Source organism: Mesorhizobium sp. J18, assembly GCF_007829525.1.
Lineage (GTDB): Bacteria > Pseudomonadota > Alphaproteobacteria > Rhizobiales > Rhizobiaceae > VLJP01.
Genome location: NZ_VLJP01000004.1, coordinates 33,155 through 51,275, shown reverse-complemented (window position 1 = coordinate 51,275; position 18,121 = coordinate 33,155). Strand labels below are relative to the sequence as shown.

The window sequence follows — 18,121 nt, the reverse complement described above, 5'->3', positions numbered from 1 at the left end:
TTTCTTCACGTTCCGCAATGTTTCCAATTTCCCGCCGCCGCCGGTACGGCCCTGACGGCGGTGAGCGGTTTTCCGCGCCGGCTTCTGGCTGCCGATCCGGTCAAGGTGGCAGCAGTTTACACTGTGCCGGTCGAGCAGCAATGGGTGAGCCGCATTCATAAAGCGGCCAACACCGCGAAGGAGCGCGGCGATATAGAATATGTGTTCTCGGAGAACACATCCAACAATGACTATGAGCGCGTCATGCGCGAATATTGCGAGGCTGGCCACAAGCTGATCATCGGCGAGGTTTTCGGCGTTGAAGAGGCCGCCCGGGCGGTCGCTCGCGACTATCCGGAAACGGCGTTCCTCATGGGGTCCAGCTTCAAGCCGGACGAGGCGGTGCCGAATTTTGCCGTCTTCGACAACTATATCCAGGACGCTTCCTACCTCACCGGCATCATTGCCGGTGCCATGACCAAATCGAAGAATATCGGTATGGTCGGCGGCTATCCGATCCCCGAAGTGAACCGGCTGATGAATGCCTTCATGGCAGGCGCGCGCGAGATGCAGCCGGATATCAAGTTTCAGGTCGCCTTCATCGGGTCTTGGTTCGATCCGCCCAAGGCCAAGGAGACGGCATTCGCCCAGATCGATGCCGGCGCCGATATCCTTTATGCAGAGCGTTTCGGTGTATCGGACGCCGCGAAGGAGCGCGGCATATTGGCGATCGGCAATGTCATCGATACCCAGGCCGACTATCCCGAAACCGTCGTTGCCTCTGCGCTCTGGCATTTCGAGCCGACGCTCGACAAGGCCGTGGCAGAGATCAATACTGGCACCTTCAAGGCGGATGACTACGGTGTCTATTCCTTCATGAAGGAGGGTGGATGCTCGCTGGCGCCGCTCGGCACTTTCGAGGGTAAGGTGCCGGAGGAGGCAATGGCGAAGGTCGCCGAGGCGGAAGCCGCCATCAAGGACGGTTCCTTTACGGTAGAGATTGACGATAGCGAGCCCCAGTCGAGCTGACGGAAGGTTCTTTCGCGGGGAAAAAGCGGCCTTTATATTGAACCGCCGGAAGAAAGGCGTGATAGCTCTCGCGCCTTCTTCCATCGCCCCGCCTTGGATCGGCCGATCCTGAACCAGAGTTAATGTCAGGCTTCAATCGCGACATGCCCTCGCCCGAAGAATCCTTTGAAAATGCGCCGGTGGTCCTCCGGCTGTCGGGCGTGACCAAGCGGTTCGGATCGCTCACGGCAAATGACGCGATCAGTTTTTCTGTCCGGCGTGGGGAAATCGTTGCGCTATTGGGCGAGAATGGCGCCGGAAAGACAACGCTGATGAATATCCTCTTCGGCCACTATGTGGCCGACGAGGGAACCGTGGAGGCTTTCGGGAAAGAGCTTCCTGCGGGCGACCCGCGCGCTGCGCTCAATGCCGGCATAGGCATGGTGCATCAGCACTTCACCCTCGCGGAAAATATGAGCGTTCTGGAGAACATAGTGCTCGGCACGGAGAGCATGTGGCTTATCCGTTTCGATCACCGTGCGGCGCGCACGCGTATCGGGAAACTGGCGAATGATTTCGGTCTGGCCGTAGATCCTGACAAGCGGGTCGCAGCACTTTCGGTTGGTGAGCGTCAGCGCGTGGAAATCCTGAAGGCTCTTTATCGGGATGCGCGCGTGCTGATCCTTGATGAACCGACCGCCGTGTTGACGCCTAACGAGACGGAAGCCCTGTTCCGTACGCTGAAAATTCTGGTTGCCGAAGGACTTTCGATCATCTTCATCTCGCACAAGCTCAACGAGGTGATGGCGGTCAGCGACCGGGTTCTCGTCCTGCGCGGCGGGCGGCTGGTGGGAGAGTCGGTGACATCCCGGACGACCCGCGCCGAGCTGGCGCAATTGATGGTCGGGCGCGAAATTCCGCCTCCCTCGGTCGCTCCCGCGACGGTGGGCGGCCCCATCCTGACTTTCAACGAGGTGTCGACTGCCCGCACGGGAACCGGCACGCCGCTGGACAAGGTTTCCTTTTCCCTGAATGCCGGCGAGATCACCGGCCTTGCAGGAGTGTCGGGTAACGGGCAGGCGGCGCTCGCCGCCCTGCTTTCTGGTATCGAGCGGCCTATGTCAGGTTCCATCACGATTGGTGGAAAGCCTGTGGCGAACTGGTCTCCGCAAGCAGCGCTCAGTTCCGGTATAGGCCGCATCCCGGAGGATCGTCACGCGATTGGCACGATTGTTGATATGAGCGTGACGGAGAATGCAATCTCGGAGCGGTATCGCACGCGTTTCAGCCGCCATGGCTTTCTGGACTGGAGCGCTGCGCGCAGCTTCGCCGAGGAAATCATCCGCGACTATGACGTCAAATGTCCATCTCCTGAAACGCGCATCCGCCTCCTGTCGGGCGGCAATATGCAGAAACTCATTCTGGGCCGAGCGCTCGATTCCGACCCGTCGATCATTCTGGCCAATCAGCCGACGCGCGGTCTCGACGTCGGCGCGGTCTCCTATGTGCATCAGCGGCTTCTCCAGGCGCGGGAGAGGGGAGCCGCCATCCTCCTGATCTCGGAAGACCTCGATGAAATCCTGGCGTTGGCGGATCGCATAGTGGTCATTTCCAAGGGCCGCCTTTCCGCCCCTTCCGCGCGCGGCGAACGCTCGGTCCGCGAAATCGGAGAACTGATGGCGGGGCATCAGGACGCGGCGCTCGAACTGGCAGGAGCCGGCAATGCGGCTTGAGCCGAAGCCGCAGCCGTCACTGGCGGAAACGCTGTTCTATCCTCTCGGCGCCATCGTCGCGACCTTTGCTGTTGCTGCTCTGCTTGTGCTTGCGGCCGGCGCTTCGCCGTTCAGCGTCTTCGCGCTGGTCGCCAAGGGGGCGGCCGGGTCGCAATTTGCCCTTCTGGAAACGCTGACACGAGCCACGCCGCTTATTTTCACCGGTCTGGCCGTTGCTGTCGCCTTCCGGGCCAGACTGTGGAACATCGGTGCCGAGGCGCAACTCTATATCGGTGCCGTCGTCACCATAGTCCTGGGCACCGGAGCGCTGCCGCTGCCGGCACCGATCCTCCTGCCCGTCATCATGCTGGCGGTCATGGCTGCGGGTGCCCTGCTTCTGCTCGGCCCGGCCGTCCTGAAGACCAGCTTCGGGGTTGACGAAGTCGTTACTACGCTGCTCCTGAATTTCATAGTGCTGCTTTTCGTTTCGATGCTTCTCGAGGGTGTGTTGAAGGATCCGATGGGGCTCGGCTGGCCGCAATCGAAGCGCGTGATAGCCGATGCGCAACTGCCGCGGCTCATTACTGGAAAGCGCCTCCATTTTGGCTTCGTCATTGCAATCGCTGCCGCCGTGGTGACCTGGGTGATCATGAAGAAGACGGCACTGGGATACGAGATGCGCGCAGTCGGGCATAATCCGGACGCGGCGCGTTTCGCGGGCATTCCGGTCAACCGCGTTCTGATGAAGACGGCGCTGCTTTCCGGCGGCCTGGCCGCGCTTGCCGGCTTTTCCGAAGTGGCCGGGCTGAAGGGCAATCTGACACTCGATCTGTCGCCGGGCTTTGGCTATACGGGCATCGTCGTGGCCATGCTGGCGCTCCTCAACCCGCTCGGCGTCGTGGCTGCCGCGATTTTCGTGGCTGGCATCTTCGTTGGCGCCGATGCCATGAGCCGATCGGCGGGCGTGCCGAGCTATATCGCCGAAGTGATGGTCGCCACCGCTCTCCTGACCATGGTCACGGCGATCATGCTGACGCGTTACCGAATAAGGTGGCGGTGATGGAAGCCTTTGACATACTCCTCCAGGCCTCGTTCTGGGTCGCGGCAATCCGCATCGCTTCACCGCTCATCTTCGCTACCATGGGCGAACTGATCTGCGAGCGTGCCGGGGTGCTCAATCTCGGCATCGAAGGCATCATGGCAGCAGGCGCCTTTGCGGGCTGGGTGACAGTCTATGCCGGTGGCAATCTCTGGACCGGCGTCATCATCGCGGCACTTGTCGGGGCGATGTTCGGACTGCTGCACGGCACGTTGACCGTCCCGTTTGGCCTGTCGCAGCATGTGGTCGGAATCGGTATAACCCTGTTGGCGACGAGCCTCACCTATTTCACTTACCGTATTACGCTGCCGGAGGTTACTTCGCCGCCTAAGATCGCTCCGTTCCAGCCGTTGCCAATCCCGCTCCTGTCGGAGATCCCGGTGGTCGGCGCGGCACTCTTCAATCAGACGCCGCTGACCTATCTTGCCTTTGTCACAGTGGCGGTGGTCGCCTGGGTTCTCTACCGAACGCCCCTCGGCATGGCCGTGCGCGCAGCAGGCGAAAATCCCGCGGCCGTGGAAGCTCAAGGGATCGGCGTCACATCCATCCGCATGGGCGCGGTGATGGTCGGCAGCGCCCTGATGGCCATAGGCGGAGCCTTCCTCACAATGTCAGCCTTCAATTCCTTCTTCTTCGAGATGATCAACGGGCGAGGCTGGATCTGCATCGCGCTCGTTGTCTTCGGGTCTTGGCGACCCGGCAAGGCGCTGCTCGGTGCCATCCTCTTCGCGGCCTTCGATGCCTATCAGGTACGGTTGCAGCAATTGACGGGCGGAGTCGTGCCCTATCAGATCTTCCTGATGATGCCCTATGCGCTTTCCATCCTGGCCTTGATCGCGATGTCGCGTCGGGCCAGCTACCCCAAGGCGCTGATGGTGCCTTACCAGAAAGGCGAGAGATGAGCTTGGATCTGATCGTAAAGGGTGGAACGCTGCCCGATGGCAGGAATGCCGATATCGGTATAGCGGGCGGCAGGATCACGGCCATCGAGCCGAAGATCGAGTCCGAGGCGGGCAGGGTGGTGGATGCGACCGGCAATCTGGTAGCCCCGCCCTTTGTCGATCCGCATTTCCATATGGATGCTACTTTGTCCTACGGCATCCCGCGCATCAACGCATCCGGGACGTTGCTCGAAGGCATCGCGCTTTGGGGCGAGTTGAAGCCGCTGCTTACGCATGAAGCGGTGAGGGAGAGGGCTCTGGCCTATTGCGACTGGGCCGTATCGATGGGATTGCTTGCCATCCGCACTCATGTTGATACATGCGACGATCGGCTGCTGGCTGTCGAGGCGCTGCTTGACGTGAAGAAGAGTGTCGCGCCCTATATCGACCTGCAGCTTGTCGCCTTTCCGCAGGACGGCTTCTATCGCGACCCGACGGCACGAGAGAACACGATCCGGGCGCTCGACATGGGCGTCGACGTGGTTGGCGGCATCCCGCATTTCGAACGCACCATGGCAGACGGCCGCCGCTCCGTCACCGAGCTTTGCGAGATTGCCGCCGAGCGCGGGCTTATGGTCGATATGCATTGCGACGAAACCGACGATCCGCAGTCGCGGCATATCGAACAATTGGCCTATGAGACACAGCGCCTCGGCCTGCAGGGGCGAGTGGCGGGCTCGCATCTCACTTCGATGCATTCCATGGATAATTACTATGTGTCCAAACTCCTGCCGCTGATTGCGGAAGCTGAAGTTTCGGCGATCCCCAATCCGCTTATCAATATCGTCATCCAGGGTCGTCACGACACATATCCGAAGCGGCGCGGCCAGACCCGCGTGCCGGAAATGCTGAAGGCCGGCATCCGGGTCGGCTTCGGACAGGATTGCGTGCTCGATCCCTGGTATCCGCTCGGCACGGCCGACATGCTGGACGTCGCCTTCATGGGATTGCATGTGGCGCAGATGACGAGTCCTGCCGACATGGCGCAGTGTTTCCGCATGGTGACGGAGACCAATGCGGCGATCATGGGCCTCGATCATCTCGGCATCGAGGTTGGCAAGACGGCGAGCCTCGTCGTTCTGGAGGCGGGCAATCCGGTCGAGGCGCTCCGGTTGCGCGCCAACAGGCTCTGCGTAATCGCAAAGGGGAAAGTGGTCGCGGAACGCTCCAGCAGTGCGGCGAAGCTCGATCTGCCGGGCCGGCCGAAAACGGTGGATCGCCGCCATCGCTTGCAGAACTGAAGCCCAGCACAAGCGAACGCAATCGCCTTCCCGCCGGCAATGCGGCGGCTTAATTGAGGTAAGGTGTCGCTCTCAACTTTGCCGGCTGCAAAACAGTTGGGGCCGAAAAGCATCGCCCTGAGTTGTGGGAATTGCAGCCATGGGCTGAAAATGATGGACAACGCATTCTCCAGATGCTGTCATCCAACCGTAACATAAGCCGACCAATAGAGACCGGTCCTCAATCCGGCAAAACAAGAGAGCGGGAGAAACAATGACAAAGCTTCGTTCAGTCCTTTCCGTGGCGACTGCCCTGGCGGTGGCGCTACCGGCTATGGTTGGCGCCGCGCAGGCGCAAACCCAGATTCAGGTGTGGCATGCCTTTTCCGGCCGGCTTGGCGAACTGATCGACAAACAGATCGCTGATTTCAACGAGAGCCAGGACGAATATGAGGTCGTCGGCACCTACAAGGGAAATTATACGGAAGCACTGAATGCTGGCATTGCAGCTTTCCGCGCCAACGAACAGCCTCACATCCTGCAGGTCTTCGAGGTCGGCACGGCCACGATGATGGCCGCCAAGGGCGCTATCAAGCCTGTTTACGAGGTCATGGCCGAGGCGAAGGAGCCATTCGACCCCAACGCCTATCTGGCGGCCGTTGCCGGCTACTACACCACGGCTGACGGCGAGATGCTTTCGCTGCCTTACAATTCGTCCACGACAGTGATGTATCTCAACAAGGATGCGTTGGAGAAAGCCGGGCTCGATCCGGAATCCAGGCCCAAGACATGGCCGGAATTGGAGGAGCTTCTCGTCAAGCTTAAAGAATCCGGCTCGGCCTGTCCCTTCACGACCACATGGCAGTCCTGGGTTCATCTGGAAAACCTCAGCGCCTATCACGATCTGCCCTTCGCCACGAAATCGAATGGCTTTGAAGGCACCGATACGGAGCTGGTCTTCAACGACGATCTGCACGTGAAGCACATTTCCATGCTGGCCGAGTGGGTAAAGAACGGACTCTTCAAGTATGGCGGCCGCAGCGAACCGGGCGCGCTCTTCCGTTCCGGCGAATGCGCCGTGATGACGGAATCCTCGGCAGGTTATGCCGGCGTGAAGGCAGAGGCTTCTTTCCCCTTTACAGTGACCAACCTGCCTTACTGGCCGGATGTCGAAGGCGCACCGTTCAATACGATCATCGGCGGTGCTTCGCTCTGGGTGATGGCAGGGCACGAGGCAGAGGAATATGTAGGCGTTGCCAAGTTCCTCACCTATATGTCCAGCCCGGAAGTGCAGGCCCAATGGCATCAGGATACAGGCTATCTGCCCATCACCACCGCGGCTTATGATCTGACCAAGGAACAGGGCTTCTACGAGGAGAATCCCGGCACCGACATTGCCATCCTGCAAATGACCGGCAAGGCACCCACAGCCAATTCAAAAGGCATCCGGCTCGGGAATTTCGACCAGATACGCACGGTCATAGACGAGGAACTGGAAGCTGTCTGGCAGGGCGAGAAGGATGTCAAGGCGGCGCTGGACGAGGCGGTTGCCCGCGGCAACGAATTGCTGCGCCGCTTCGAGCAGACGGCACGCTGACGGATAAAGGAATGCGGCCGGCATAGCGATCCGCCGGCCGCGTTTCATTGTCGTTTTCATGGAAAAGCGTGTCACCTTCGACAACAGGCTCCTGCCTTATCTGCTGCTCCTGCCGCAGTTGCTGGTGACCATTGTCTTCTTCTTCTGGCCTGCCGGGCAGGCGCTTTACCAGTCGCTGTTGCTGCCGGATCCTTTTGGGCTCGGCGCGCAATTCGTCTGGTTCTCCAATTTCGAGTATCTGGCAGGCGACCGCTATTACCTGCAATCCTTCGTAACGACGGCAGTGTTCACCTTTTTCGTAACATTGGTTTCCATGTCGGCCGCATTGCTTCTCGCAGCGATGGCCGATCAGGTTATCAAGGGGGCTGGGACCTACAAAACACTGCTGATCTGGCCTTATGCGGTGGCACCAGCGGTGGCGGGCGTGATGTGGCTTTTCATGTTCCAGCCGTCGATCGGTGTTCTGGCCTTCTACATGAAAGCTGCCGGTTTCAACTGGAATCCGATTCTCAACAGCACCCATGCGATGACACTGGTGATAGCTGCAGCCGCTTGGAAGCAGATCAGCTACAATTTCCTGTTCTTCCTGGCAGGCATGCAGGCCATCCCGCGCAGCCTGATCGAGGCGGCCGCGATCGACGGCGCCGGCAAGTGGCACCGGTTCCGCACCATCATCTTTCCGCTGCTTTCGCCGACCACTTTCTTCCTCCTGGTGGTCAACATCGTCTACGCCTTCTTCGAAACCTTCGGCATCATCCATACGATGACGTCGGGCGGGCCGGGCCAATCGACAAACATCCTCGTCTACAAGGTATTTTCCGACGGCTTCGTCGGCCAGGATCTTGGCTCTTCCGCGGCGCAATCCGTCATTCTGATGGTGGTTGTCGGCCTGCTGACCTTCATTCAGTTCCGCTACATCGAGCGGCGCGTTCACTACTGAGGGCTTCATGGTCGAGAAACGCGGCATAGGCATGATCATGATGCATCTGGTGCTGATTGCCGGGATCGCCGTCGTCTGTTTTCCGATCTATATGACTTTCGTCGGTTCGACACTGACCCATCTCGAGATCATCAGGCCGCCCATGCCGCTTCTGCCGGGGCCGCATTTCATCGACAATTACGCGCAGGCACTGGCTTCCGGCGTGAACGCACCGGTGGGGCGGATGCTGTTCAATTCCTTCGTCATGGCTATGGGCATTGCCGTCGGCAAGATCGTCATTTCCATCCTGTCAGCCTATGCGATCGTCTATTTCCGCTTTCCCTTCCGCATGCTCGCCTTCTGGGCGATCTTCGTGACGCTGATGCTGCCCGTCGAGGTGCGTATCGTGCCGACCTATGAAGTGGCGGCCTCGCTCAATCTCCTCAATTCCTATACCGGCCTTATCCTGCCGCTGATTGCGTCCGCTACCGCTACCTTCCTGTTCCGCCAGTTCTTCCTTACGGTACCGGATGAACTCCTCGAAGCGGCGCGGGTGGATGGAGCAGGGCCTGTACGCTTTTTCAAGGACATCCTCCTGCCGCTGTCGGTGACCAACATCGCCGCGCTCTTCGTCATTCTATTCATCTATGGCTGGAACCAGTTCCTCTGGCCGCTCCTGATTACGACAAAGCCCGAGATGAACACCATCGTCATGGGGCTGAAGCAAATGATGCCGACCGCCGATGACTACGGCAATTGGCCAGTGACCATGGCGGCAGCGATGTTGGCGATATTGCCGCCTGTCGCCGTCGTGATCTTCATGCAGCGCCTCTTCGTCAAAGGTCTCGTCGAGACGGAAAAATAGGAAGGACCGCAGTCGGGTATGGCGACGATTTCCATTCGAGATGTCCGTAAATCCTACGGCACCACCGAAGTCATCCACGGGGTCAGCCTCGATGTCGCCGACGGCGAGTTCATCGTCATCGTCGGGCCTTCGGGCTGCGGGAAATCGACGCTTCTGCGCATGGTTGCGGGGCTGGAACGCATAAGCGGCGGAACCATCGAGATCGGCGGGCGCGTGGTGAACGAACTGGAGCCGCGCGAGCGCGACATTGCCATGGTCTTCCAGAACTATGCCCTCTACCCGCATATGACTGTTTTCGACAACATGGCCTACGGGCTGAGGATCGCCGGCAAGACGAAGCAGGAGATTCGCGACCGCGTCAACAAGGCGGCAGCGATGCTGCAACTCGAGCCCTATCTGGAGCGCAAGCCACGTGAATTATCTGGGGGCCAGCGTCAGCGTGTTGCCATGGGGCGTGCATTGGTGCGTGATCCGGCAGCTTTTCTCTTCGACGAGCCTCTGTCCAACCTGGATGCCAAGCTGCGGGTCCAGATGCGCCTGGAAATCAAGCAGATGCAACGTTCTGTCGGGACGACGTCGCTTTATGTCACGCATGACCAGGTGGAGGCGATGACGCTTGCCGATCGGCTCGTCGTGATGAACAGCGGAGTGGCAGAACAGATCGACACGCCCATGGCCGTTTACGAACGGCCGGCCACGCGCTTTGTCGCAGGTTTCATCGGATCGCCGGCAATGAACATGTTGCCGGGAACCGTCGATAGATCGGGCATCGCCTTGGAAAGCGGCAGGATCCTGGCCGTGCCGGAAGCCGAGAGGCTGGAAACCGGTCGGCGCGTTCTTTTAGGCGTGCGGCCTGAGCATCTGAAGCTGGCGGCGGCGAATGAGGCGACATTCGCCCTCGGTGTGACGGCGGTTGAAACATTGGGAGCCGACACGCTCGCCCATGGCCGGTTCGAAGATAGCTCCGGCGACTTCGTTGCGCGCCTTCCCGGCGATGCCAAAATAGCAGCCGGGGAACGGTTGCCGCTGGCCGTAGAGACCGGCAAGACGCATTTTTTCGATGCCGATACAGGGCTGAGAATCTAGCCTGAAAAATTGGCTGGGCTGGCTGAGTGTGTCCGCGAACATCGGCTAATGGATCGGATGGGGATTATGACCCAACGCAGGACCATAGTACCCAATGCCCTCGAGGCCGTTTACCGGCGCTGGCATTTTGCGCCTGCCGTAGTTTCGAACGGCATGGTCTATTGTTCCGGCATCATAGGCACCAGCATTGACGGCGAGGCGCCCGGCAAGGCGGCACTGGAAGGTGCCCGCGCAACCACCGAGAGGTCGAATGCCAAGCTTTCGGAGCTGCAAGCGGTCCGTGATCCTGAGGCGCAGTTCGAAACAGCCTTCAAGGCACTCGCAGCCATACTGGSGGRGGCAGGAGCCAGTCTCTCCGATCTGGTCGAGATTACCACTTATCATGTCGATATTGCACGGCACATGCCAACCTTCATTAAGGTCCGGGATCATTATCTGTCGGAGCCGTGGCCAGCCTGGACTGCAATCGGTGTCGCAGAATTGATCGTGCCAGGTGGGCTGGTGGAGATCCGGGCTATCGCCGCGCTGCCGGATCGCTAACTATATGCACGTTATGGTTGCGCGAAGGCGTTTGCGATCCGACCCGGGGCACCCACAGCATTTCACCGGAACTCGTTGTGTTTTCCTTGTCAGGAGGTCAGCTCTGTTTCTCGGCTGACTATCCAGTGACAGGCAGATACACACTTATAGGTTGACTATACGGGGCTCTAATCGTAATCAGGAGTTGTATATAAGGGGCAAGGCATTGGGGAACGGGCATAGGGGGAAGCCAGGTGTCTACTGGCATCTATTTGCAGGCGGAATCCATAAGAGCTGCCCGCCCAGCCAATGATTGGTCAGACGGTACTCAAGCCATCTGGATTCCCCCTGCCGACCTCCAGGAAAATTACCGAGACTATTCGAAGGAACCAGCGGTTCCCCTGTCCACGCCCCCGTCCCGCCTTTTTCCCAGGCGGGATTGGTTGTTGCCAGGACGTCTTGGTCTTGTACGCAGCGGCTTCTCTCCGCGTTCCCGCCTTCCGGCAAAGACAAAGCCGCGCGTGGTCTTGCTCCAAGGGCCCGTCGGGCCGTTTTTCTCCCTGTTGCAGGAAAGACTGGAAAGCGCGGGATTCGATGCCTGGCGGATCTCCTTCAATGCCGGAGACCGTTTTTTCATCCGTGGTAGAAAATGGATCGGTTTTGCCGGAACCGCCGGGGAATGGCAGACGTGGCTGGACTCCTTCATCACAGGCAATGAGGTCGATCACATCATCCTTTTCGGTAGCTCGCGGCCGGCGCACGAGGTCGCCCGGAGAGTAGCTGCCAAGGCGGGGATTCACGCCCTGTGTTTGGAGGAAGGTTATATCCGTCCCGGTTTCGTGACGGCTGAGGCAGGTGGCAACAATGCCTATTCGCCGCTGGCCGGCAGGATGCCTCCCCGTTCCTTCGACAGGCGCCAGCTTCCTCAGGCACCGAGGGACTTTCAATCCTTTCAGGTCATGTGCAGATATGGTGCTGCCTATTATGCCATTCGCGCCCTATTCAGCCGCCCGCGGGAGCGGCAGCTCTTCCACCGACGCTTCGCGGCGCTCGTGGAGCCGTTTTTATGGGCTCGCAACTATTGGCGGCACTTTCGGGGGCGGTCGCGGGATTTCCGCACGATCGAGCGCCTGCTGGAGATTTACGACAGCCGGTATTTTCTGGTGCCGCTTCAGGTTTCCGCCGACAGCCAGTTGAGCCGATCCGCCTATGGCTGGAACAGCATGCGGCTGATAATCGAAACGCTTCGATCCTTTGCCCGCTCCGCCCCGAAGACCCATCGACTGGTCTTCAAAATCCATCCGCTTGAGCGTGGTCACAGCAATGCCAGACAGTTGGTGCGCGAGATTGCCGAAGCGCTCGGCGTCGGGGACAGGGTCGATGTCGTGGAAACGGGTTCCATCGGCCTCCTGACGCGTCATTCGGCGGGAATGATAACCATCAATTCCACTTCGGGTCTGTCGGCGATCTACCACGGCGCGCCGCTGCTGGTGATCGGCAATGCGCTTTACGCTAATGAGGCATTGGCGACATGCGCGCATGGCGCCCCTGATTTCAACGCGTTCTGGGCTGGCGGGCCTGTGGCCGACGTGGAAACACGCAGGCGCTATCTAGCCTGGATTGCATGGGAAGCCCTGATTCCCGGCGACTTCTATTCTGCTGAAGGGATGGCGCTCGCCAGTGACGGCATTGTGGAGAGGCTTCGTCAGGCTGCCTCGAGGGCGCATGACGCCATACTCGACGAGGTCCTGGCACAAGCATGCTGAGTAAGATTTTCGACTGCTGCCGTTTGGCCATGGCGGCCGCGGTTCTGCTCGCCATCGCTGCGTGCTCGACCCTGCCGGGTAACGGACCAACCGCGATGGACATCGCTTTGCATCAAGCTGACGGCAAGGCTGCCCCAAATGCCTATGTGATGGTGCGGCTCGATACGGCAGCGCTCGACAAGATCAACTTTTTCCAGCCGGTTTCGTTTCCCCGCGAGTTCAGGGCTTTGGGCGGGCAATGGCGTCCGAGGATCGGCGTCGGCGACCGGCTTGTGATCAATATCTGGGAGCCTTCCCAGGATGGTGTATTCGCCACGGCCGAGCACAAGCAAACTTCGCTCAGGGCTGTCGTTGACGAGGATGGCAAGGTTTATATTCCCTATGCTGGGAGGATTCGGGCTGCCGGCCGCAAGGTGGAGGAGCTGCGCTCGGCCATAGAGGAGGGGCTGAGGGGCAAGGCCGTCGAACCGCAGGTCCAGGTGCTTCTCGAGGACAATCAGGCCAATTCCGTTGTGGTGGTGGGGGATGTTGCCCGGCCGGGCCAACTGCCCGTTCCCATCCGTGGCCTGAGGCTGGTGGAGGCGATTGCGCTGGCTGGCGGAACACGCGAGGCTACCTACGAAACGGTTGCCACGATCACCCGCGGCGATCATTCCGGCGCCGTGCGGCTCGACGAGGTGGTCAGCCATCCATCCAACAATATCTGGCTGGCCCCGGGCGACAATGTGCTGGTCCTGCACAAGCCCCGCACCTATTCCGCCTTTGGAGCAGTCAAGACGAGCGGCCTTATTCCCTTCAAGAGCGAGTCTGTTTCGCTTGCCGAGGCGCTGGCGCAAGTCGGCGGGCTGATCGACACGCGGGCCGATGCCGGCGGGGTCTTCCTGCTGCGCCTGGAGGACCGTCTGCTCGCCCAGTGGCTGGTCGAAACCGGCCAGGGCATCGGCAAGCTCGATAGCTATGCGCCAGGTGTTACGCCGGTGATCTACCGGCTCGACTTCAAGAACCCGCAGGCTTTCTTCACCGCCCAGGGCTTCCGGATGCGCGACAAGGATGTGCTCTACGTCGCCAACCATCCGACCGCCGAACTCGGCAAGTTCCTTGCAACCATTGTCTCGCCGCTCCTGGGGACGGCGAGGTCGGCTTCATCGATCGGAAATTGACCATGAACACTCATGTAACGACCAAAAACAGTTTCGACATTTCCGATCGGACCCTGCTCTCCCTCTGCAAGGCTTCGCTGAGGCTGGAAGCCGCTGCCATCGCTGACTATTCGGAGACCTTGGGCAACGAGTTTCTGGCCGCCCTCAAGATCCTTCGTGATGCACGGGAGCCGGTAGTCGTCGCCGGTATCGGCAAATCCGGCCACATCGCACGCAAGATCGCCTCGACCTTCCGCTCGATTGGCCGCAGCGCGGTTTTTCTCCATGCGGCGGAAGCGAGCCACGGCGACCTTGGCCTTGTAGGTCCGCAGAGTGCGGTCGTCGTCCTCTCCAATTCCGGCGAGACGGCGGAACTGTCGGATCTTATCCGTTATTGCAACCTGAACGCCGTGCCGATGATCGCGATCGTATCGAATGCCGAAAGCACGCTGGGGAAGCATTCTGATGTCGTACTTGCCTATGGAACGATCGAGGAAGCCTGTCCGAATGGCCTAGCCCCGACTACCTCCACTACCCTGGCCTTGGCGATAGGCGATGCGCTGGCCGTCGGGCTCGTCAGGATGATCGGTACGACGCCGGAGGATTTCAGACGTTACCATCCCGGAGGAAAGCTGGGAGCAAAACTCCTGCGTGTCTGCGACATCATGCATATGGGAGACAGCCTGCCGATCGTTGATCCGGACCTTATGATGCAGGAGGTCGTCATCACCATGTCCGCCAAGGGCTTCGGAGTGGCGCTCGTGGTCGAAGACGAAGCTGTTTGCGGAATAATCACCGACGGCGATATGCGCCGCAATGTGGACCGCTTGTGGCAGTCCCGCGCGCGGGATGTTTCGCTCGGCAAACCTCTTTCGATCGAGCCGGATTGTCTGGCTTCAGAGGCGCTGGAAATCATGAGCGCCAATGGCATCACCTGCCTGCCGGTTGAGGATCAAGGCGGGAAGCTGCTTGGCTTGGTCCATGTCCATGACTGTCTCCGTGCGGGAGTGTCGCAATGAAAGCCGTCATTAAGGGGGCGAGATGATCACGCTCGCCTCCCGGGGCATTGCAGATATTCCGCATCTTCGCGTTTTCCTGGGCGAAGATGCAGTCTTCATGCGCGCTGCGGCGGGGGCGACAGCCGCAGCCGGTTGGGGCACCAAGCCTTCGGGAGATCGTGCACGGACCATGGCTGCGAAAGCCGGTGTCCCTTATCTGCTGTTGGAAGACGGCTTTTTGCGCTCGGTGAAGCGCAACGACCCGCCTTTGTCGCTCGTCGTCGACGATATCGGAATCTATTACGATGCCAGTCGTCCTTCGCGGCTGGAGAAGCTGATTGCCGACCCGCTCGATGCGGAACAGGCTATCCGCGCCCGCGCTCTGATCGAATCCTGGCGAAAGGCACGAGTTTCCAAATACAACCATGCACGGGAGTGCGAGGACAGGCTCCTGCACCGTTTGGCCCGATACGTCCTCGTATGCGACCAGACCTTCGGCGACGCTTCCATCGGCTACGGTCAGGCTGACAAGTCGAGCTTCACCCGCATGCTGGACGCGGCAATTGCCGAAAATCCAGATTGCGCGGTCGTGATAAAGACGCATCCGGACGCCTTTGCGAGGAAGAAGCGCGGCTATTTCGATCATTCCGTGCTGGGGAAAAACCCCCGCATCGTCCTTGTAGCAGAAGACTGTCATCCGGTTGGCCTCATCGAGGGAGCGGAAGCCGTCTACACCGTTACCTCACAGATGGGCTTCGAGGCACTGATCTGGGGCCGGAAGGTTCGTTGCTTCGGAATGCCATTCTATGCCGGCTGGGGCCTGACCGGGGACGAGCTGCCGGCTCCTGCGCGTCGAGGGAAGGCTGACCTCGAACAACTCGTCCATGCCGCGCTCGTGGCCTATCCCCGCTATGTCGATCCCGAAACCGGTGGGCGCTGCGAGGTCGAGAGGTTTCTTGCTCATCTCGCGCTGCAGCGGCAGATGCGGGAGCGTTTTGCGAGAAAGGTCCATGCGGTCGGCTTCTCGCTGTGGAAAAGGCCGATCCTGCGGCGCTTTTTGGCCGGCTCCGATATCCGTTTCACACGGCATCCCTCCAACCTTCCGGCAAGCGCGACTGTTGCCGTCTGGGGCTCTGGCAAGCCGCAAGGGCTGCCGGCGGATTCCACTGTCCTGAGGATCGAGGACGGATTTCTCCGCTCGGTCGGATTGGGCGCCGATCTCACGCATCCTCTGTCCTGGGTCTCGGACGATCTTGGCATATATTACAATTCCCGGTCTCCATCGCGGCTCGATCGCATTTTGCAGGAGACCGATTTCGACGCAGGGCTGGTCGCCCGGGCGCGCAGGTTGCGTCTGCGGATTTCGGAAGCGGGGATCACCAAATACAATATCGGGACGGTTCCCTGGAAAAGGCCGGATACGCGCAGGCAGGTGATCCTTGTCCCCGGTCAAGTGGAGGATGACGCCTCCCTACGCCTTGGCACATTGGGGCCCAGAACCAATATCGATCTGGTGCGCGCCGTACGAGTTGCCGAACCGGATGCGTATCTTGTCTACAAGCCACATCCGGATGTCGCCGCCGGTTTGCGCACGGCAGGACGCGACGAAGGGGAGGTTGCCTCCTGGTGCGACGAGATCGTCGTCGGCCCCTCCATGGCGCATCTGCTGGAGCAGGTGGATGCGGTTCATACGCTCACGTCGCTGACGGGTTTTGAGGCTCTGATGCGCGGACGCAATGTTGTCTGTTACGGCCAGCCCTTCTATGCCGGATGGGGACTGACCAGGGATATGTATCCCATCGGGCATCGCCGTCGCAGGCTTAGCCTCGACGAACTCGTTGCGGGAAGCCTCATCCTCTATCCGGCCTATGTCAGCCGCGTCACCGGCCGCTTCACGACGCCGGAACGGGCAGTAGAGGAACTGATCGCATGGCGTGCGGCGGGAGGTGGAGGGCTCCCGCTTTGGCGGAGGACCTTGCGGCCCCTCTTTTCTCTGTCGAAGAAGCTGACTTCTCCACAAGTCCCTTGGACAAAGTCAGCATCGGCTGCAGTCATGGAGACAAATCATGGCCGATGACAGAAAGCCAAAACTCGTCCCTCTCCCCGAGCGTCGGGAGGGCGAATTACTTGCGCCCGCTTCGACCTCTGCGCTCCGTCCGCGCGATCTGCGTCGGCGTATCCTGGCGGCCTCCTTCGCGCTCTGTGTCCTTCTTCCTTCCTTGCTGGGCGTGCTCTACTATGCCTTTGTTGCATCCGATCGCTATGTGGCTGGCGCGGGCTTTGCCGTGCGTGGCATGGATGGGGGCTCGGGCGTCGATCTTCTTGGTTCTTTCACCGGGCTTGCGAGCAATGGATCGACGACATCCGATTCCTACATCCTGCTCAAATATCTCGAAAGCCGCGACATTGTCGAAAACCTCGAAGCGGATTTCCCCTTCCGGCAAAGCTATGGAACGGATGACGCCGATATCCTCTCCCGCATGGACCCTGATCTGGAAATCGAGCAGGTTGTCGAATACTGGCAGCGCCGCATTCACACCGCCTTTGACAACACCTCCGGCATCATCACCTTCGAGGTCGAGGCATTCACGCCGCAGGATGCCCGGCACATTGCCGCGCTTGTGCTCGACTACAGCAAGGCTCTTGTGAACGAACTCTCGCGCCAGGCGCGCAATGACGCCGTTGCCTATGCCAATATGGAGGTGGAGCGGGCGGAGGAGCGCCTCAAGGCGGCGCTCGATTCCGTGCGCCGTTTCCGCGAGGACGAAAGGGCGCTTGATCCGGCGAGCAGTGCGCGCATCCAACTCGAACTGATCGGGAACCTGGAAAAGCAGCTTGCCGAATACCGCGCCCGTATTGCAGCGCTCAGGGAAACAGTCGATGTAAGTTCACCGTCGCTGCGCAATCTGATCCGGCAGGCCGAGGCACTGGAGGCACAGATCGCTGCGCAAAGGTCGGAGACCAGTGCTCCCGACGAGGCATCAGGCGGGGCTCTGACGGGACAGCTTGCGACTTTCGAGACATTGGAGGTCGAGCGCAATTTCGCTCAACAGGCATATACGTCTGCCCTGTCTTCGCTCGAAAAGGCGCGCGTCGAAGCTGACCGGCAGCAGCGATATCTGGCGGTCTATTCGACACCTGCAGTGCCGCAATATCCCCTCTATCCCAGGCGCGTGCTGAATTCCTTCCTGATATTCGCCGGGCTGTCGCTGATCTGGGGCATAGGCACGCTCATCGTCTACGCCGTACGCGACCATGTCTCGTGAGGCATTG

At 60.1% G+C, this 18,121-nt stretch carries 15 protein-coding genes; all 15 read left to right on the top strand.

The window, feature by feature from the left end; all coding sequences use genetic code 11:
• The first annotated feature begins 60 nt into the window (after window positions 1-60).
• The 15 genes from L598_RS02700 to L598_RS02630 all read left to right on the top strand — a co-directional run bounded on the left by L598_RS02700 (window position 61) and on the right by L598_RS02630 (window position 18,114).
• Complete coding sequence (locus L598_RS02700) at window positions 61-1,008, top strand: BMP family protein (protein WP_246658599.1); 948 nt, start codon at window positions 61-63, stop codon at window positions 1,006-1,008.
• A 122-nt stretch (window positions 1,009-1,130) separates the two neighbouring features.
• Window positions 1,131-2,720 (top strand): ABC transporter ATP-binding protein, encoded by a 1,590-nt coding sequence (locus L598_RS02695; RefSeq protein ID WP_246658598.1) that lies wholly within the window; start codon window positions 1,131-1,133, stop codon window positions 2,718-2,720.
• On the top strand, window positions 2,710-3,759 hold the full coding sequence (locus L598_RS02690; RefSeq protein WP_144860046.1) for an ABC transporter permease: 1,050 nt from the start codon (window positions 2,710-2,712) through the stop codon (window positions 3,757-3,759). Before L598_RS02695 ends, L598_RS02690 begins: the two co-directional genes overlap by 11 nt.
• Window positions 3,759-4,700 (top strand): ABC transporter permease, encoded by a 942-nt coding sequence (locus L598_RS02685; RefSeq protein WP_144860043.1) that lies wholly within the window; start codon window positions 3,759-3,761, stop codon window positions 4,698-4,700. The genes L598_RS02690 and L598_RS02685 overlap by 1 nt, the downstream gene beginning before the upstream one ends.
• Window positions 4,697-5,980, top strand: coding sequence for an amidohydrolase family protein (locus tag L598_RS02680; protein WP_144860040.1), 1,284 nt, complete (start codon window positions 4,697-4,699; stop codon window positions 5,978-5,980). Before L598_RS02685 ends, L598_RS02680 begins: the two co-directional genes overlap by 4 nt.
• Window positions 5,981-6,233: 253 nt before the next feature.
• Window positions 6,234-7,556, top strand: coding sequence for a sn-glycerol-3-phosphate ABC transporter substrate-binding protein UgpB (gene ugpB, locus L598_RS02675; RefSeq protein ID WP_144860037.1), 1,323 nt, complete (start codon window positions 6,234-6,236; stop codon window positions 7,554-7,556).
• 58 nt (window positions 7,557-7,614) lie between these two features.
• The gene (gene ugpA, locus L598_RS02670; RefSeq protein WP_144860034.1) at window positions 7,615-8,496 is read left to right on the top strand and encodes a sn-glycerol-3-phosphate ABC transporter permease UgpA; all 882 of its coding nucleotides are present in this window, start codon (window positions 7,615-7,617) and stop codon (window positions 8,494-8,496) included.
• 7 nt (window positions 8,497-8,503) lie between these two features.
• A complete protein-coding gene (ugpE, locus tag L598_RS02665; protein ID WP_144860031.1) occupies window positions 8,504-9,340 on the top strand; it encodes a sn-glycerol-3-phosphate ABC transporter permease UgpE in 837 nt (278 codons plus the stop codon).
• Between the two features lie 18 nt (window positions 9,341-9,358).
• Entirely contained in the window at window positions 9,359-10,426 is a 1,068-nt protein-coding gene (locus L598_RS02660; protein ID WP_144860028.1) for a sn-glycerol-3-phosphate import ATP-binding protein UgpC, read from the top strand.
• Window positions 10,427-10,492: 66 nt separating this feature from the next.
• Window positions 10,493-10,966 (top strand): Rid family hydrolase, encoded by a 474-nt coding sequence (locus L598_RS02655; protein WP_186444912.1) that lies wholly within the window; start codon window positions 10,493-10,495, stop codon window positions 10,964-10,966.
• 425 nt (window positions 10,967-11,391) lie between these two features.
• Entirely contained in the window at window positions 11,392-12,711 is a 1,320-nt protein-coding gene (locus tag L598_RS02650) for a capsular biosynthesis protein (protein WP_186444911.1), read from the top strand.
• Window positions 12,705-13,871: a polysaccharide biosynthesis/export family protein gene (locus L598_RS02645; protein WP_144860019.1), complete on the top strand. Its 1,167-nt coding sequence runs from the start codon at window positions 12,705-12,707 to the stop codon at window positions 13,869-13,871. Before L598_RS02650 ends, L598_RS02645 begins: the two co-directional genes overlap by 7 nt.
• Before the next feature lie 2 nt (window positions 13,872-13,873).
• Complete coding sequence (locus L598_RS02640; protein WP_144860016.1) at window positions 13,874-14,869, top strand: KpsF/GutQ family sugar-phosphate isomerase; 996 nt, start codon at window positions 13,874-13,876, stop codon at window positions 14,867-14,869.
• A gap of 22 nt (window positions 14,870-14,891) precedes the next feature.
• Window positions 14,892-16,925, top strand: coding sequence for a capsular polysaccharide biosynthesis protein (locus L598_RS02635; RefSeq protein ID WP_144860013.1), 2,034 nt, complete (start codon window positions 14,892-14,894; stop codon window positions 16,923-16,925).
• Complete coding sequence (locus L598_RS02630) at window positions 16,915-18,114, top strand: lipopolysaccharide biosynthesis protein (RefSeq protein WP_144860009.1); 1,200 nt, start codon at window positions 16,915-16,917, stop codon at window positions 18,112-18,114. Before L598_RS02635 ends, L598_RS02630 begins: the two co-directional genes overlap by 11 nt.
• The last annotated feature ends 7 nt before the right edge of the window (window positions 18,115-18,121 follow it).

What these genes read in the sequence shown, in the direction of transcription:
- L598_RS02630 (WP_144860009.1), top strand. Translation starts at nt 16,915, where the DNA reads ATGGCCGATGACAGAAAGCCAAAACTCGTCCCTCTCCCCGAGCGTCGG.
- L598_RS02685 (WP_144860043.1), top strand. Translation starts at nt 3,759, where the DNA reads ATGGAAGCCTTTGACATACTCCTCCAGGCCTCGTTCTGGGTCGCGGCA.
- L598_RS02640 (WP_144860016.1), top strand. Translation starts at nt 13,874, where the DNA reads ATGAACACTCATGTAACGACCAAAAACAGTTTCGACATTTCCGATCGG.
- L598_RS02680 (WP_144860040.1), top strand. Translation starts at nt 4,697, where the DNA reads ATGAGCTTGGATCTGATCGTAAAGGGTGGAACGCTGCCCGATGGCAGG.
- L598_RS02645 (WP_144860019.1), top strand. Translation starts at nt 12,705, where the DNA reads ATGCTGAGTAAGATTTTCGACTGCTGCCGTTTGGCCATGGCGGCCGCG.
- ugpA (WP_144860034.1), top strand. Translation starts at nt 7,615, where the DNA reads ATGGAAAAGCGTGTCACCTTCGACAACAGGCTCCTGCCTTATCTGCTG.
- L598_RS02690 (WP_144860046.1), top strand. Translation starts at nt 2,710, where the DNA reads ATGCGGCTTGAGCCGAAGCCGCAGCCGTCACTGGCGGAAACGCTGTTC.
- L598_RS02635 (WP_144860013.1), top strand. Translation starts at nt 14,892, where the DNA reads ATGATCACGCTCGCCTCCCGGGGCATTGCAGATATTCCGCATCTTCGC.
- L598_RS02660 (WP_144860028.1), top strand. Translation starts at nt 9,359, where the DNA reads ATGGCGACGATTTCCATTCGAGATGTCCGTAAATCCTACGGCACCACC.
- L598_RS02695 (WP_246658598.1), top strand. Translation starts at nt 1,131, where the DNA reads ATGTCAGGCTTCAATCGCGACATGCCCTCGCCCGAAGAATCCTTTGAA.
- ugpE (WP_144860031.1), top strand. Translation starts at nt 8,504, where the DNA reads ATGGTCGAGAAACGCGGCATAGGCATGATCATGATGCATCTGGTGCTG.
- ugpB (WP_144860037.1), top strand. Translation starts at nt 6,234, where the DNA reads ATGACAAAGCTTCGTTCAGTCCTTTCCGTGGCGACTGCCCTGGCGGTG.